Raw genomic sequence first — 15,604 nt, 5'->3', positions numbered from 1 at the left:
CAAGCAATACTACCGTCGTAACGATTCTTGATGCTTAGAGCAACTGAATCACCCACCTCATCGGTTTTGTGGGCCTAGCCACGAGCGTCAGTTTTTTCGTAATCCACACCTTTATTCTGTACCTGAACGCCTGCCACGGGAGTTCCCAAAAACTTTGAAGTAGCACGAATTGAATAGGTTTTCGAATTCCAGTATTCCGTCACCCACCTTTCAGCAGTTACAAGATGATGATCAACTTCGAAGCGCAGCAGGCTGAGTTTAAAACCTAGATCAACAAACTCCAGCACAACATAAAACACACCATTAGTCACACTATTAGAACAATCAACCAACCAACTCACTCCGGACTGATACAAGTTTCGAATGCTTGTTTCTACGGGTAAGATTTCCACCCCAGCATGCTCAGTCCGAAGCAGCCTGACTTTTTCATTCAAAAAAGTTTCATCGAGTGGTAGCACGTTAAGATAATGTTTTGCACCATGGCAGGCATAAGCTGTAGCCCCCGAAGTGGTTGTCATGGCATCAAATTTAATTTCCAGCGCGTCGGCCAAATTGAAAATTGTCCCCGGAACTTTCGGTGAAGGCGGCATCTCTTTATAGAAGGGCATCTCAAAATGCAGTTCAAACGGCGCACCGAATGTCTTGCGAGCACAAATATGCCAAGTCAGTTCGATGAGCCCCTCCTCCATCTCGACAACCTGTCCAAAGGGAGGATCACACACCAGCCCCAACAACTCTCCGTCCGGCTCACAACACAACTTCAGAGGGGACTCTGGATCGCCTATCAAATAGCTATATTCAAATTCCAACGTGAGATCGACGCACTCTCCTGCCACCAGATGCAAATGCAGGTCAGGCCACCTTACTTTCACGCCATTCACGTAGGGTCTGAAATTCTGCAACCAGGTCTGAGAAGAAACAGATGAACTAGACATTTGGCACCACCCTGAATTCGAGATGTTTTCCTGCCCAACCAGCAAGCCCGCCCACCACGGTCGCTTCGAGAAGCGCACGATTCATGTTTGGCAGCCTGAATTCCACCGTCGCCTTTCCCGCACCGTCCGTCGTCGACGGTGTAAGGACGAGATCCAAAAATGCCCATTTGACTTCGACGTTCTGCAGTGGCTGGCCATTGCGCGCCGACACCACCAGGATCTCTGCTGAAACTCTTGTCCCGACAAAACCTGAAGTATTCGGACTGGTGAGCGACGCTATTTCCCGTGGTTCCAACAACTCATACGGGAGCGTGACCGACTGCGAAGACGCCCCCGTCCCCACGGAGCAAATCACAGCCGACGGACCAGGAATCTTCGGGACCAACCGCACGTTCGCATTCCCGTAATAGTCAGTGACCCTGGTAAAAGCCTCTCCGTTTTCTCCTGAGCAATTGACCTCCACACCGACCATCGCCTTCCCGCTTATCGACGAGCGCACACTCACGACGCCAACAAACGCGTCTCCCCAATAAAGGATCGGGGCGGCACGATTGGCCGCACTGATCGTCAGCACCTGATCGCCCTTCCCCACCGACATATGCATCGGCGGCGACAGTCGCGCCAGCCGCTCGGCGGCGAGGCGCAGTGCGCAGCTGCCGTCCTTCAGATCCTTTACAGAGAACGGAAATTGCAAAGTACCGTTGAATACTCGGGCCAATCCAAGTGTGTTGGCCGGCACGAAAGCGAATCCCAGCCCGGCAGGCCCCTCGCCGCTCATCCCCAGTGTCAGCGTGCGCCCGATCAAGGCATTGCCAACGGGTGCCGAAACCTCAAGCCCATGCTCCGCGTTGCGGCGCGGGAAATAGGTTTTTGTCCCGAGCAGATGTGAGGGCGATCCGTCGAAAGCGGACAATATCTGCGCCCATGGATCGACGCCCAAAGCGTTGGCCTCTGTCGAGCGCGACTCTTGAAAGTTGTCAAAAGGGCTGATGATCGAACCCGCGACCAGATGCACTCCGGGAGATTTCGGTTCAAACGCAAAACCGCTTTTACCCTCGTCATCGGTCTTGACTTCAACCCTTGTACCTTCGGTCTCCCATGTCACCGGCGCACCGGCAACCGGTCCACCGGAAAAATGAGAAACCACCCAGGCCCAAATCCACGCCTTGTCCATCCCGACGACAGGGTCTATCGCAGGACCGCGCAACGCCATCAGCCTGAGCTTGTTGTGATCCAGCACCATAGGTGTGGCAGTAAAGGCAAAACCAAGCTGAGGTAAAGACAAGGTCAGCATGAATTGGCCGGCTACCGCGCTGATAAAGTCCAGCGCCCATATCGCCCCGCCGGCGTCCAGACGCTGCGGCCGGTCCAGCGCAGGGGTTACCGTTGCACCCAGCTCGGCGGCAGACGTTCCCGTCCACTCCAGAAACAGGTCCAGCCCCAGCAATGGGCTGAGCGCATTGGGTAACGCATTGAACTGATGAAGCGCACCCAGGCAGGGGTGGAACGGTTGACCGCTCAGCTGTGCGGAAACCTGATCGAGCAGTTGGCTCAGCTCTTCCTTGAGATCCGGGTGCACCAAACGCCCGGACAATTCGCGGACACTGGACTCGCCTTCAATATGCAACTCGACTTCGAACGGCTGGCTTTGACTGGTGCCTGTTTGAGAAGAAAGCGTCCATTCCACCCCCTCGGGGAACAGCGTTTTGAATGCCCCCAGCTCACTGAGGGTCAATCCGATCACAGGATCCGCCTTGCGCCAGTGCAGGCTGATGTTTTTCCCGATCCACGGACTGGCGGTGTTCGGCAAGACTTTCAGGGTATGGGTCTGCCCACGGCGGCAGAGCAACCCAAGCGTGTTGCGCTCAACTTCAACGCCATCAAGGAAAAACCTTACGTGGCTTTTCCAGGGGCTGGTCGCAACCGCAGGGATAACAAAAGTCTGTTCGACCGGTATGGCGTCCGGGTGCGCCTGGATCTGTACAACAACCGCATGGTTTCCGGCGCTGGTCGGCTGCCAGGTGCGGCTGGTCCAGCCGCCCGCGCCGGTGGTCGAATCGACAGAGGTCCCGTCCGGCAGCAGCCACTTGCACAACGCTCCCTGAACCGGGTCCCCCTTGCCCGCCGTCACCCGATGCAATACCTCGACCTGAACGGTAGCACTTTCATCCTCATCCACGACGCACGTCTTGTCTGCCTCGCGCACCCTGCCGATCTCGATCTCGTTGCGTGCCAGCCGCATGCTTTTATACGGCGATGGCTTGAGCAATTTCGAGCAGGTCAACTGCAATTCGAACCTGCCGTCCAGCTCATCCGCGCTTGTCATCGCCCAAAGCATTTCACGCGTGGATGTCACCGGCACGTCTTCCTCGATCGCCGGGCTGACGTCGACCTTCAGTTGCTCTTGGGAGTCGCCTTCCCACCCAAGCGACAAGGCCGTACCGACAAGAACCTCTGGCACCGTTGCCAACAGGCGATAAGTCGAACCCCGATTTGGCCATCCGGTCTTCAACGCCCAAGGGGTTGCCTCGTCAGCGACAACGGCCATGACCTCCCGCCAGGGATCTGTCTCCAGCCCCCGCACTTCCAGGCTCTGCGTCACAACTCCCGACGCGTAATAAAGGCTCGCGACCGAGGCGACGACGATGAAAATTCCCGCGACGTCCGGCGTATATTTGAAGTACGCCCAGCCTCCAGCATCGGTGACCGCCGCAACCTGAATGGATGTCCCGAGCACGGTCCAGGTAACGCTCAGCCCTTCAAGTGCTTCGCCCGTGTAAAACGATCCCACCTGCACACCCAGGTCGACACTTTCGTTGTACTCAAGTACCGGAAAACAGGCCGCCTCCTGCACTTGTAGAAATTTCAATCGGTGATGCCACAGCGAAGCCGCCAACCGATAGGGTTCGGCGGTGTACTGGTTGAACAGCGTGAGTGTCATCGAGTGTGGCGCAGCCAGGTCGAGCGGCGGACAACGCAGCGAACGGCGCCCGTCCAGCGGGTGATCAACCAGCCAGTCAGGATCGGCGACGATCGCCCCCAGCGGATTGTCGTCAACCTCCAGGGCGTAATCGGTACCCTGCCAGGTATTCCCGTCTGCGACATGGAACTTCAGCTGATGGATCCCAAGGTTCTGCGCGCCCAGGCACAGAGGCACCAGCGCGGTCGGCGGGTGTGACTCCTCGTCGAGGCTGAAGGCCTGCAACACCAACGGCTGCAGGTGTATTTCGAGGGTGATGTCGGTTAAGTACAGCAACAAGTGATAGTCATCAGGCTCACTCGGCGGGCTGGTCACACTGAAAGTCAGAGTGGCACCCGCGCGGAACGTCGAATCCAGCGCAACCTCGTACGGGACCGGCTCAAACGTCAGCGGCTGTCCTGCATTGCGTTGACGACCAGGAGGAATCTGAATCTCCAGCGGCGGCATGCCCTCGCTGCTGATGCGTACCAGACCCGTGCCGGTATGACGCGATTCACACAGAAACTTCAGGACATAGACCGCGTTAACACCAGGATCCATGGGGGCAACGATTGGCTGGCTGGCTGAGGCCGCATACCCGACGGACAATGTATTGACCGGCAGGCCGTTGTATTCCTGTCCCACAACCCGAACCCAGGTGCTGCCTCTCGGATATACCGTCCAATCGGTCAAGGTCTGACGGAATGACCCGTTTTTCACCAGGCTCTGGTTGGCGAGTACATTCTGTCTACGCATGCCTGCCCGCTCCCCTGTGTTTTTTGTTTTTGTCGGGTGACTCCGCCAGGGTCACCATGTCCTCGACCTGACGCATGAAGGTCGGCTCGCCTGCCCTGGCGGTAAAACAGATCTCCAGAATGATGTCCGTCAGGGAATCCAGGATGGCGACCTGTGGTTCTTTTTGCGGCCAGGGGAACTTCAACTGCCAGCAGGAGACCGCTCCGGTGTTTTCGAACGGATTGAGCAAGCCTTCGTCGGGTTTCTGACCGGTCAGGCCGTTATCGGCCAGTCCCGTCGATACGACAATCGACTGGCCGGCAAGCAGGTTGATCAACACATCGGAAGGTGCCACGGAACCCGCAGGATCATGTAGATGCGCGACCGATTGCGCTGTTGCCTTGGTGGCGATCTTGCTGCTGATCTGCACCAGCGTTGCATGCACATCCTGAAAAGCGCCTTTCACGACGGGCAGATGGACCGCGACCGAACTGATCTGCCGGCAGTAATGCCCCGGATGATCGCGATCGAACAGCAATTGGGTCAGGCAGAAATCCAGTGATCCCTTTGACTTCAGTTGCGCCAGTGCGTCCGGCCAGCTGTAAAGAGCGAACTGAGGATCAATGGTGTCATCGAACAATTGGCGCAGGGATACCGTCTTGCGCAGCTCCAGCCGTCGCTGATAACGCTGCATGTAGTCATGCTCCATACCCAGCAGCCACATTCGCAGATACTCACCGGACGTCAGGCCGTGGCGAGCGTCCAGCCAGACCTGAGGTAACGGGCGCGGCGAATCGTAATCGCCGGTCTCGGCGCTCATCGATGCCTGCGCACTTCGACATAAACTGACAACCGCATCATAAGCCTGATAGTGCAGCGTCTTGAGCTGCCCCAGCATCCACCTGAACAGCTCGGCCCTGGTCGCACGTTTTTTGAGAAAGTTGAAGATCGTCAATGCATGGGCATTGGCTCGCAGGGTCTGCTCCAGATTGGTCTGAGCCGCCAGGACCGATTGTCTCTGCGCGCTGATCTGAGCATCCAGCGCGCGGACTTCGGCAAGTGCCTGATTGCGCTGCAGGCCCCAATCATTGCGACGGCGACGGTAGGCTTCGGTTGTAGCTTGTTTATCGGCCTCCATTTGCTTGACCGAGGCGGCCACGTTCAGCCCGAACACCACGGCATCGGTGATTTTATCGACCCTGTGCCCGCCGTTCGCCAATCCAAAAACGTTGGGTAGCGCGGCAATGGCTGCGCCAACCGGTTTGATGCTGGAAGCGATGAGTGAAAGCGCTTTCGATGACTGAATCTTGTCCATCACCTCGTATTCGACCGTCGAAATGTCTTCGACATAGAGTCGGTCATAAGCGTCGGCACGCTCCTGTGCTACGGCTTTGCTCTGCTCCAGCGCAGTGACCTGCAGGCGTAACTGTTCGAGGGTCTGTTCCTGCATTTTGCGAGCAAAGTCACCCAGTTCCACCAATTGTTGTTGCTGGGTTTCCTGCAGCTCAGCCTGGTCCGCTCGCTCCATCAGATTCAGGACCTGCGCACCAAACTCCGACAACATCTGCGCCGCGCGCAGCCCGACCTCGAACGAGACACGCCAGCGGAAAGCGATGACTTTCAATCGACCGCCCATCGCCCTTGGCGCACCACTGCTCCCCGCCGCCAGATCGCGCATCAGTTGTCCGGGATCTGCGGGCGCAGAGAACAAATCAATGAGCAGTGGCGTACCGTCGATGCTGCGATTGCTGCGCAAGTTATCCAGGCGTTCGCCAGGCAACGCGTAAAGTCGAAGCAGTTGCTCATTAAGAGGGTTTATGAAAATGTCCGAGCCGAGCAACCCTGAACGGGCGTCGGCATCGGTGGCCAGTGGGAAATCCCCAAGACTGAACGCCAGTGTCTTTTCAAAGGCCTCAAGCCTGGGTCGCGACTCGCTGTCAGACAAAAGGGCGCCAAGCGTGGTCGATCGCCAGCGGTTCACTGCGCGAACCGACGGTGCCTTGCCCATCAGGAACTGGGCATGGACGTAACACAGTTTGGCCGCTGCCAGGCTGTCTCGGGACAGTTGGCGATAGTACCAATCCCCCTTTGCAATCAATGTCTGGACGTATTCGCAGAACACCAGAATCCGGTAGTGCCTGGGCGCCCCATAGGAAATGGCATCGGGGTCCATCGGGTTCCAGGCTTCATGTCCCGGGTTGCCGTCGCTGTTCAATGGCCGGCATCGCCAATACTGCGGTCTCGGGTTGTCCACGGGCGGTTCCTCCGGATCGGCCGGCGCCTGGGGATCGAACAGGTAATTGAGCCAGTCGAGTGCTTCCTGAAAACGCTCCTCATCGCGCAGACGCGTGGCGACCAGATGCGCCATATGAAAGAACAGCTCCCAGAAATGACGGCCGTTGGCACTGTCGAACGCACCGTTTGGCTCTTCGAACGGTGCACTCGAAGGCTCTGGCTCCTTCAGGAACTGAGTGAACCAGTCCAGCACGGCATCGACGGAAATGCTGGCGCGCGACACCAGTTCGGGGCCGAACAGCGTATTGAGTCGGGTGAACTTGAGCGCAAGATGCGCCTGGTTGAACGATAGAAACTGCGCCGCGTTCCGGGTGTTCTTGAGCAGGGTCGGAACGACGAAATCCGTCAGATCCTTGACCCGGACCTCGAAACGTTTGACCCCTTGGGCGGCACTGCCAAATGTGAAGACAATAGGTTGTGTCCAGGAACCCTCGGAGCGAGTAAAAACCTGCGAAATGGTGTTCCAGCCGCCTGCCAGTGGATAGCTTTCGGTCAGAGGGGCGGGATCAGAGGGAAGCTTGTCTACCAAGGTCAACGTCAGGGAAACATCGGCTCCGGAAAGCCCTGTCAACCAGCAGTAACCCTGAACCACCAGCACATCATCCGTGCCGACGCGATGAGCCGTGGCGTGCAGTCCCAGAAACCCCGTCAGAGCGCCTGCCGATGAATCACTGGCCACCACCTCCGGCTGATTCATCAGCGGATGTTGAATCATCTCCATGCCAGTGAAGCGCTTGCTCGCCACATGCTCGAGCCAGGCACCATTGTCATGAGGGACTGCGCGCAAGAACACGTCACGCACGGAACTCTCTTTGATGGCGTCAGCGCCTGTTTTTTCGTTGGTCAGCAACACCCCGAGCTTGCCCTTGGGAATCTGATAATCAGTCCAGACTGTGGCGATCAGCCGGGCGCCGACCGGAGAAGTTTTTTCCTGATATTCCCGGGTAAGCAACGTCGTTGGCGGCGACCACTGATCGTTCTGGCGCTTGAAGGCCACATATACGTCCAGTTTGTCGGGCAGAAACTGATCCTGTTGCTCGACCCTGTCGCGCCAGGTCGCCCACACGATACACAGCCTTCCGTTCCAGACCACAGGCCGCATGTCCAGCACCTGTATGTCCACAGGGATATCCACGGGCAGAGGCTCACTCCAGGCTGCCGGGTTCAACGCTTTTTCTGCGGATCCGAGTTCAACCTCGGCCTTTCGCCAATAATATTGGCGCGGATCACTGCGTGTACGACTGATGAAATAGTAATCCGTCAGCTCCGGAGACTTTCCGTCCATACAGGCACTGACCATGTCCAGATCGCAAATTTTCACGAACTCTTCGAGATACGCCTGCATCGCTGCCTGAACGCTATCGGTCGTGAGGCGTGCCTGGTTCAAGTCGTTTTCAAACGTTTTGAACAGGCTGGTCTTGCCGATACGCACAGATGGATGAACGACGTTTTCCGGATAGGTCTGGATCATCTTCACCGCCGCCCAGGTTGAGTAGTCGCCGGAATACTTCCACGCCTCCAGATCCCTCTTCTCGAATTCGACTTTCTCAAAACCAGGCTCGAGCTTGTGATACACCGCGCGGATGTACTGCTGCACACAACTCACCGCTTCGGCGACCCAGGCGCTTTGCACCAAATGGCTATCCAGAGGATCCAGCCGCAGAAGTTCCAGGAGATCTTCCGGCGTTCTCACAAAGGGGTACTTTTTGATGTTGTCTTTGCCGAGTTGCCCGATGGCGTACGCGAGCAACGCCTGACGACGCTTTTCCTGCAACCCGCCAATGTTGCCAATCGATGCCATGGTCTTTGCTCCTGAAACAATCATCGAAGTTTCACATCCCGCAAGCGACCTGACTCAAGCCGGCGGCAGGAACTGGATCTGTTCGAAAAAAGCGCTTTTATCACTGCCCTGGCTGCGGACCTCAAATCTGAACGTGCCACCTTCAGGCGCATGGACAAAAACTTTTGTCAGCCCTTGCCGATCGGTGAAGGATTGCCCCGATGGCCGGATGACGTAAGGCTTGCCTTCATCCCCTTCGACAGGAATGGCGAACCACTCTACGAGCTGATTTGGTCCACGGTTTTTGAAGTCGTCCCGCAGCTCGGCGTACAACTGCACTTCCTCGCCCGCAGCTACGCTGGCCAGCGGAATTGCGGACATCAAGGGGCCAGGGAAGAACAATGTCGCGGCGTCAGGAACCACCTCGATTTCGGGCGCGCTGACCGGTTTGAACATATCCATCCAGAAGCTTGGCGCATCGCGACCCAGCACCATGCCTGGAATGAACTCGGCCTTGAGTTCTCCGTTTTCATCGGTGGTCTTTGTCGCGATAGTGCCGAGGCTGGCGAACCAGTACACACTGATGCCCTTCAGTGGCGCTCCTTCGGGATCGTTCAGTGTCACGGTGTAGGTGATTTTCGCTCCCGGCTTGTTGGCCACGACCTCGGTGTTGTCCACCACACAGGTCCTGACGACCAGTTGCTCCACATCAAGAGGAAACCGAGGATCATGCGCTCGCGTTTCCGACTGGCTCAGCAGGGCGTGCTCGGCCGCGTCAGCGTAGGCCTCCCGGTCAATGGCCTCCGGCAAGTTGCCAAGCATGAAAATCGTCCGGGCATCCATACCGCTGTGCTCCGCCAATGTGCGGATACGCATCAACAGATCCAGTTGACGCAGAGTTTTCAGAATCTTGAGGGACGGATCGATGTGAACGACGCACTCGCGCACCTCCTCGACGCTCCAGCGAAAGAACCTCGCCAACTTGATGTAGCCGGCGTCCTGGGCAAGCCTCAGCGAATCTCCGGCGATGCTGTCTGGCAGCGAGTCGACGGCACGCAGATAATCCAGCAGTTCCTGCGCTGGCTGCTCGCTCATCTCGAACGCACGGGTGAGCACCGTCAGGTAATAGAGCGTGCTCATCGAGAACTCGTGTTTGCTCGACTGTCCGAGCCAGGCAAGATGACCATAATCCAGATATTCCTGCAGCACGGCGGCACTCAGCCCCAGTGCTGTCACGACCGCACTCAAGCGTTGCACATTGGCCAAAGCCATGAGCAGCGGATCCACTTCGACGAAGCGCTCGCTCCGGACATTTTGCGAGTTCTGTGCGACTCGTTCGGTGACCTCGTGCAGCAGTCGATAGACCGTGATGTCGGCCCAGGTGAGAACCCCTATTACCCGCTCGGAATCAAGGCTGGTCAGTACGGCCGAAGCCTCCTTGGCCAACGAGACTTGCGCCTCCCTCGCTTGCATCAGAACACCCAGCATTTTTTCAACAATGGCGGCCCGCAGTTCGGGAGCCATGACCGGGAGACCATCCTGCACTGCACGGTCCAGTCGCAGGCGAGCTTCGATCAGGTATTGAGACTCGCTCCCGGGGAAAGCGAGCACCAGGCCATCGGCATCGACCAGCGAAGCCAGGAAATCGAGCCAGTTTCCCGCTGGCACAGGCGGCACGTCGGCCATCAGGAATCCGGCATTGGTCAACAGGGTCGCTGGCAAAAGATTTGTGACTTTGTCAAAGAACTGCAGCTGCGCTTCGGAGGGAGTGCCACTGACTTGGGGTTCTGCCACCATCTGCAACATCCCGAGTACCGGCAGGTTGCGATCCTTGCACCAGCCTACGCACGAATGCAGCGCATAGATGAGATTCAAGACATCTGGCGTTTCGCCCCGTTCGGTATTGATTCTTGGCAAACCCGCCAGCCCGTCGAGCCAGCTTTTCCCTTCTCCCATCAAGGTCAGCATCAGCACAATTTCCACCGGTGTGACGCCCAGCAACCGCGCCAGCTTCACCAACCGGTAAAAGGCTGAAACCACCGCTGGCGTACGCTGCAGGTTTTTACCAAGTCCCAGAGCTTCGGCTATCGCCAGTGCCAGGTAACCGTAGGTCAGCAGATCGATCTGCAGACCGTTGCACAATTGAACGACCGTCGGGTCGCTGCTACCTGCTGCGGGTATCGCCGGAAAATCCTTGCCATCGAGCATGAAGGGCTGGCGATAGTCACCCTGCCCGTTGAACACCTGATCGAACAGCGAGCGTTCTTCGCCGATTCCGTATACCGCTATCTCATCCAGGAAGACGGCAAAGTCCAGCGCTTTACATCCATACGTCTCACGCAGCAGTTGGAAAAGCCCCAGTGCATGCACCACGTTATCGGTTATCCACCACTCACCGGCCTTCGCACCACCGCGCACTTCCGCGCGCATGGCGGCCACCAGCATTGCATCCACCTCGAAGCTGCGCAGGTCCAGCCATTTGTCCAGACGCACCTTGCGGTTCAGTCGATCGTAGTATTCGAAATCAGCCTGTTTATCCGGACCAATCGTCAGTGTTTGACGCAAGCTGGCATCATCTGCAACAACGATAGGCGGCTCGGTTGCGGCGTTTACGTAGACTGAGCCGAAACGTGCGCTTTGCGGGTCTGATAGTGGCTCATCCGCGAATGTCACATTCGCGGAACGCACCGGTGCGAACGCGCGGATCGATAGAAGGGATTCAACGCCGGGGACATCGAGTGAAGTCCGCTCGCCGAAAAACTTCAACTGATTGAGATTCTGATACTTATCGTAATTATCCGAACCGTAGTTGGCGTTGAAGTAGGTTTCCCGGTCAGCGAAGGCTGCTCGCGGCTCAGTCAACAACGTTCGCTGGTAAGGCCCCAGACGCGATGCATGGGCCAGCGCACGGCCGGCATCGTCGTCCCAGCCGTCCGCTTGCAGAAAGTATGGAAACTGCAGGTCAACCATCTGCGCGAAATTGCCCACCGACATGCCCAACTGAAGGGCGATCGAGTCGACGGTGACCCAATGCTGAAAGTAAGGCAGTTCATTGGGGTAGCGCGCCTCGATCAAGGCCTCTACCAGATCGGTTACAGTCCCGTGTTTCTTGATGAAGGTTTCCAGCACCTGGTTGATGATGTCGACCGCAGAGATCGACTGATAAACCGCGTTGAAATCGACAACCAACTGTTTCAAGTCGGTGCGACGGTTGTGCAGAAGGTAATCATCCCCGGTGTCCCCGACACTCTCGATACGATCGCTGACCCACTGCAACAGCTCGACCAGATAAGCCACAGGCGACCACCGGCCTTCCAGCGCATTCGGTGGGCAGGAACCGTTGAAGTCCGGGTTGAGCAATGTCTCGAAAGTGGGTCCCGGAACCATTGACAGCAGCCCGCTTGATGAAGCTTCTTTTCGCGACTTCCCGGTTTTTTCCTGCTGGCTGCCCGTCAAGGTGTGCTCGATGAACCGACGCCTGATGTAGATGGCCATACTGCTGGCCTGACGCAGGAACGCCTGCGCATCTTCGCGACTCATCCGGTAATCCCTCACCAGCCCCTGAATACCCTTTTCCACCAGGGGAAAAATCGAACCACCCTGGCTCAGATAGGCTTGCAGGCCAGGATATTTTTTGTGGCGCGCACGCGTAGGGAACAATTGTTCATACATTTGCTCGGCGGGATGTTTGCGGGTCTTGGCCATGGTGAATTTCCTTGCGGCAAAAGCCATCCCGACGACCCGCACTGGTTGTCGGGTCATCTGTTCGGTTGATTCGATTTGGCGCCAGTCGCCGGCTCATGACAACTGTCAGAAATGACAGCCATGCACGCCGTTTGTCGGGAAGATCAGATGGATTTTTGCCTGGCGACGTCGGGTGGACCTCAAAGCGCGAGCTCAATACATGGTCTGAAATCGTCGCGCCGCCTGCATCATCGGTGATGGTTTGCTGGATCCAGCACCATTGGCCGCCAGAGGGTAACGGTCCCGTCGCATCGCTCTGCCAGCCTCCGACGAAAGCCGTGGCCTGCGCCCACTCTCGCTCAGGGTTGAACCAGCTTCGGACATGCACGACGCCCGCTCGGCCCAAACCTGCGAAACGAACCGGATCACTGACCGATTGCCCCTCGGCGGGCTTCTCGAAGACGGGTCGGTAGGTGCCCAGATTCACTGCCCGCGCAGCGGAGCCGTCGGACTGGAAGTCGTCCCAAGTGGCTGTCACCATCAAGTGGATTACTCGAGAGGGCTGCGTGACGTTCATGGCGACTGACCAGGTTCCATCGGCCTGCACCGTGGTTTCTCCTGCCCTCACGGCCCCGACACGGATCATCCAGACGATGATCCTGTCCCCCAGCACGCCGAAACCTGACGCGACCGAGCCTTGGCCCACATGCGCTCCCGGCACAGGCGTTTCCAGCACCGGAGGGGCTGGGACCACGCTGTAGTTCACCGGCACGCTGTCTTGGGAGGTCTGGTCTTCGAAATACTGCCTGGCCCAAATGATTTTATGCCCCACAGGCAATGTCACTTCGCCTTTCCATTTGCCGTCGAGGCCTATTGGCAAATGTTCGAGTAACGGCTCGGCAGCACCTTCCAGGAACACATCGACCGTCCCCAGCGCTTCCCCCTGACCTTCGATCATCGACGTTCGCGCCAGTCTGCCGCCCTCTTGCGGTGATGTGAAATCCGGAGCCAGCAACACGACATCGAAGGGATGCGATTCACTGTCCGCCGACTCCCGCCCATCGATCTCCTGTTTGGCCCGAACCACCCAACGGCCAAATTTCAGTTTCTCGACAGGGATTTGCCATGCCCCGTCGGCAGTCAGTTTTTTAGAGCCCAAAGGCTCGCCGCTCACGTAGTCCCACAAATAAACCGTGGCACCGCTCATACCGTCCGTTCCTTGAAAAATCACGTCACGACCGACTTCGGAATCCTTTACAGGTTCGGTGATGAGCGGCGCGATCATGGGCGTGAAGAGCCGGAACGTTTCAGTGGCCGCACGCGAAGTCTGCTGGGCGGCAATCTGGGTCGCCGTGACGGTATGGTCGATCTCCGGGGCAAAAGGTTCCGCGCGCTGACAGGTCCAGGTTCTGCCGGTCACCGTGGCGGGGTACGAGCTGCCGCTACCGCTGAACACGAGATTGACCTGGGCGTTCAATTCGCAGGTACCGGTGAAGGTGGGCGACAGCCCCTCAGGTGGAACCCTGTCAATGCCGGGCGCAATCGGAGGGATGCGGACTTTGTGCTCGACGAAGTCCGATTGCTGGGCATTCAGGAATTGTCGGATGCGAACGACTCGATCATACGTAGGCCCCCATTCGACATAGGCCTTACTGGACCACTGGCCATTGGAACCGACCTGGGCATCCGGGGCGATTTTAGTGGTTCCGTCAGAGTCATAAAGCGACACCGTCGCGCCTGAAACACCGTTGCCAGAGAGCGTCGTACTGTATTCCGGTGTGGAAACCACATCGGAGGGAGGCGGAAACTTGAACAGGAATTCGAACGGATATGGCACAGATTCGATCCAGCCCCCCGCGTTGTCGGACACCTTTTGAATCGCACTCATCTTGTAGAGGCCATCGGGCCAGTTCGTTGCGCTGGTTTCCCACTTGCCGCCGACTACTTTTGCTTCCCCCGGCGCTGCTCCACCCGGACCACTGACCACCGTTATCGCGACCGTGGCACCTTCATGACCGTCACCATCAAACGTCACGGTGGTTGGACTTGGCACAGTGACGTTGACTTTGGTCAAGACGGGTGGGCGGATATCGAATGCCCGGGGCTGGCTGAAGTCGGAAGGGTTGATGCCGGTTCCTGTCTGCCCGGCGACCAGTGAACGTCGGCCGGGATCGACCGTCACGGGCACTGTCCAGTTGTCAGCCGTGACGGACGCTTGGCCGACCTGTTTGCTATGGTCCAGGTCATAGACGATTCTCATGATGGAACCGACAACGCCACCTGTGCCACCCACCGTAAACGCAGAGTTCTGTAATGAACCGGCTGCTGGACTGGAGATAACAGGTGTCTGTAGTTTTACGGCTACTGTAATGGGCACCTGATTGGACGACGTTGTCTGCCCGTTATGGGTCTGCGTGGCTTGTAATGTAATTGGGCCGAGTGGCAACGACTTGGTGAGCGGTATATTCCACTTGCCACTCACAACAGATCCGGAGCCATAAACATCGGCAGGATTTTCAGCTCGATGGACTGAAATGCTTGCGCCGGTTTCGCCATCCCCCGAGACCGTTGGATTGAACGAAGTGACTACAGCACCGTTTACCGGTGAAGTGATGGTGACGGTGGCAACCTTGTACGAGACATTGACGGTAGCTGAGTTGGCCGAATGGTAGCCGCCGATCGTTTGTCTGGCATAAAAGCCGAGATTGTTACCTGTTATCGTCAGTGTCTTGGTCCAGTTACCATTGGTCTGAATGTCGGCATTTCCCAAAGATGCATTATTACTGGCGTCAAACAGTGAGACAGTACCCACACCGTACTCTCCCCCACTGCCACTGACATTGAATTGTCTGATTGGAAACTGGGTGCCATTGGCAGGCGATGTAATTACCACAGGTGTGACACGCAGATTCACATTGACTGTGGTCGTACCAGCTTGATCCGCGTCAATGCGATAAACCCCGGGCGCGAAGGGCCCGCGTAATGTAACGGACCAATTTTTATTGACCGTCCCTATCCCTTCCTCTGCGACCTTAATGGAACCGGAATACATTCGTACTACCAGTGCGGTAGAGATAGGGCTGGTTCCCGCCACAATAATCTGACTGTTCCTGACTGAGGCGTTATTGGCCGGAGTTTCGATGACCGCACTTCCTGTCGGCACGTTTCCTTGAGTCTTCATGGTATGTATCCAATGTAGCGTTTCAAGTTGCTGAA

Annotated in this window: 5 protein-coding genes; all 5 read right to left on the bottom strand. The window is 57.3% G+C overall.

Annotated features, from left to right (window positions below):
* Nucleotides 1-74: 74 nt before the first annotated feature.
* From ACKLNA_RS12470 to ACKLNA_RS12450, 5 genes are read right to left on the bottom strand one after another with little or no spacing between them, the layout of a single operon-like run.
* Nucleotides 75-935 carry a hypothetical protein gene (locus ACKLNA_RS12470; RefSeq protein WP_408986029.1) on the bottom strand — a complete coding sequence of 287 codons (861 nt, stop codon included), beginning with the start codon at nt 933-935 and terminating at the stop codon, nt 75-77.
* Nucleotides 928-4,650 carry an Ig-like domain-containing protein gene (locus tag ACKLNA_RS12465; RefSeq protein WP_408986028.1) on the bottom strand — a complete coding sequence of 1,241 codons (3,723 nt, stop codon included), beginning with the start codon at nt 4,648-4,650 and terminating at the stop codon, nt 928-930. Before ACKLNA_RS12465 ends, ACKLNA_RS12470 begins: the two co-directional genes overlap by 8 nt.
* Entirely contained in the window at nt 4,643-8,725 is a 4,083-nt protein-coding gene (locus ACKLNA_RS12460; RefSeq protein WP_408986027.1) for a neuraminidase-like domain-containing protein, read from the bottom strand. Before ACKLNA_RS12460 ends, ACKLNA_RS12465 begins: the two co-directional genes overlap by 8 nt.
* 54 nt (nt 8,726-8,779) lie before the next feature.
* Nucleotides 8,780-12,409: a Tc toxin subunit A gene (locus tag ACKLNA_RS12455; RefSeq protein WP_408986026.1), complete on the bottom strand. Its 3,630-nt coding sequence runs from the start codon at nt 12,407-12,409 to the stop codon at nt 8,780-8,782.
* On the bottom strand, nt 12,369-15,569 hold the full coding sequence (locus ACKLNA_RS12450) for a hypothetical protein (protein WP_408986025.1): 3,201 nt from the start codon (nt 15,567-15,569) through the stop codon (nt 12,369-12,371). Before ACKLNA_RS12450 ends, ACKLNA_RS12455 begins: the two co-directional genes overlap by 41 nt.
* Nucleotides 15,570-15,604: the final 35 nt, after the last annotated feature.

Origin of the sequence: Pseudomonas sp. UV AK001, from assembly GCF_046097675.1 — a bacterium.
Classification (GTDB): Bacteria; Pseudomonadota; Gammaproteobacteria; order Pseudomonadales; family Pseudomonadaceae; genus Aquipseudomonas; species Aquipseudomonas kribbensis.
This window is presented reverse-complemented; position numbering and strand designations above follow the sequence as displayed.

What these genes read in the sequence shown, in the direction of transcription:
- ACKLNA_RS12470 (WP_408986029.1), bottom strand. Translation starts at nt 935, where the DNA reads ATGTCTAGTTCATCTGTTTCTTCTCAGACCTGGTTGCAGAATTTCAGA.
- ACKLNA_RS12465 (WP_408986028.1), bottom strand. Translation starts at nt 4,650, where the DNA reads ATGCGTAGACAGAATGTACTCGCCAACCAGAGCCTGGTGAAAAACGGG.
- ACKLNA_RS12460 (WP_408986027.1), bottom strand. Translation starts at nt 8,725, where the DNA reads ATGGCATCGATTGGCAACATTGGCGGGTTGCAGGAAAAGCGTCGTCAG.
- ACKLNA_RS12455 (WP_408986026.1), bottom strand. Translation starts at nt 12,409, where the DNA reads ATGGCCAAGACCCGCAAACATCCCGCCGAGCAAATGTATGAACAATTG.
- ACKLNA_RS12450 (WP_408986025.1), bottom strand. Translation starts at nt 15,569, where the DNA reads ATGAAGACTCAAGGAAACGTGCCGACAGGAAGTGCGGTCATCGAAACT.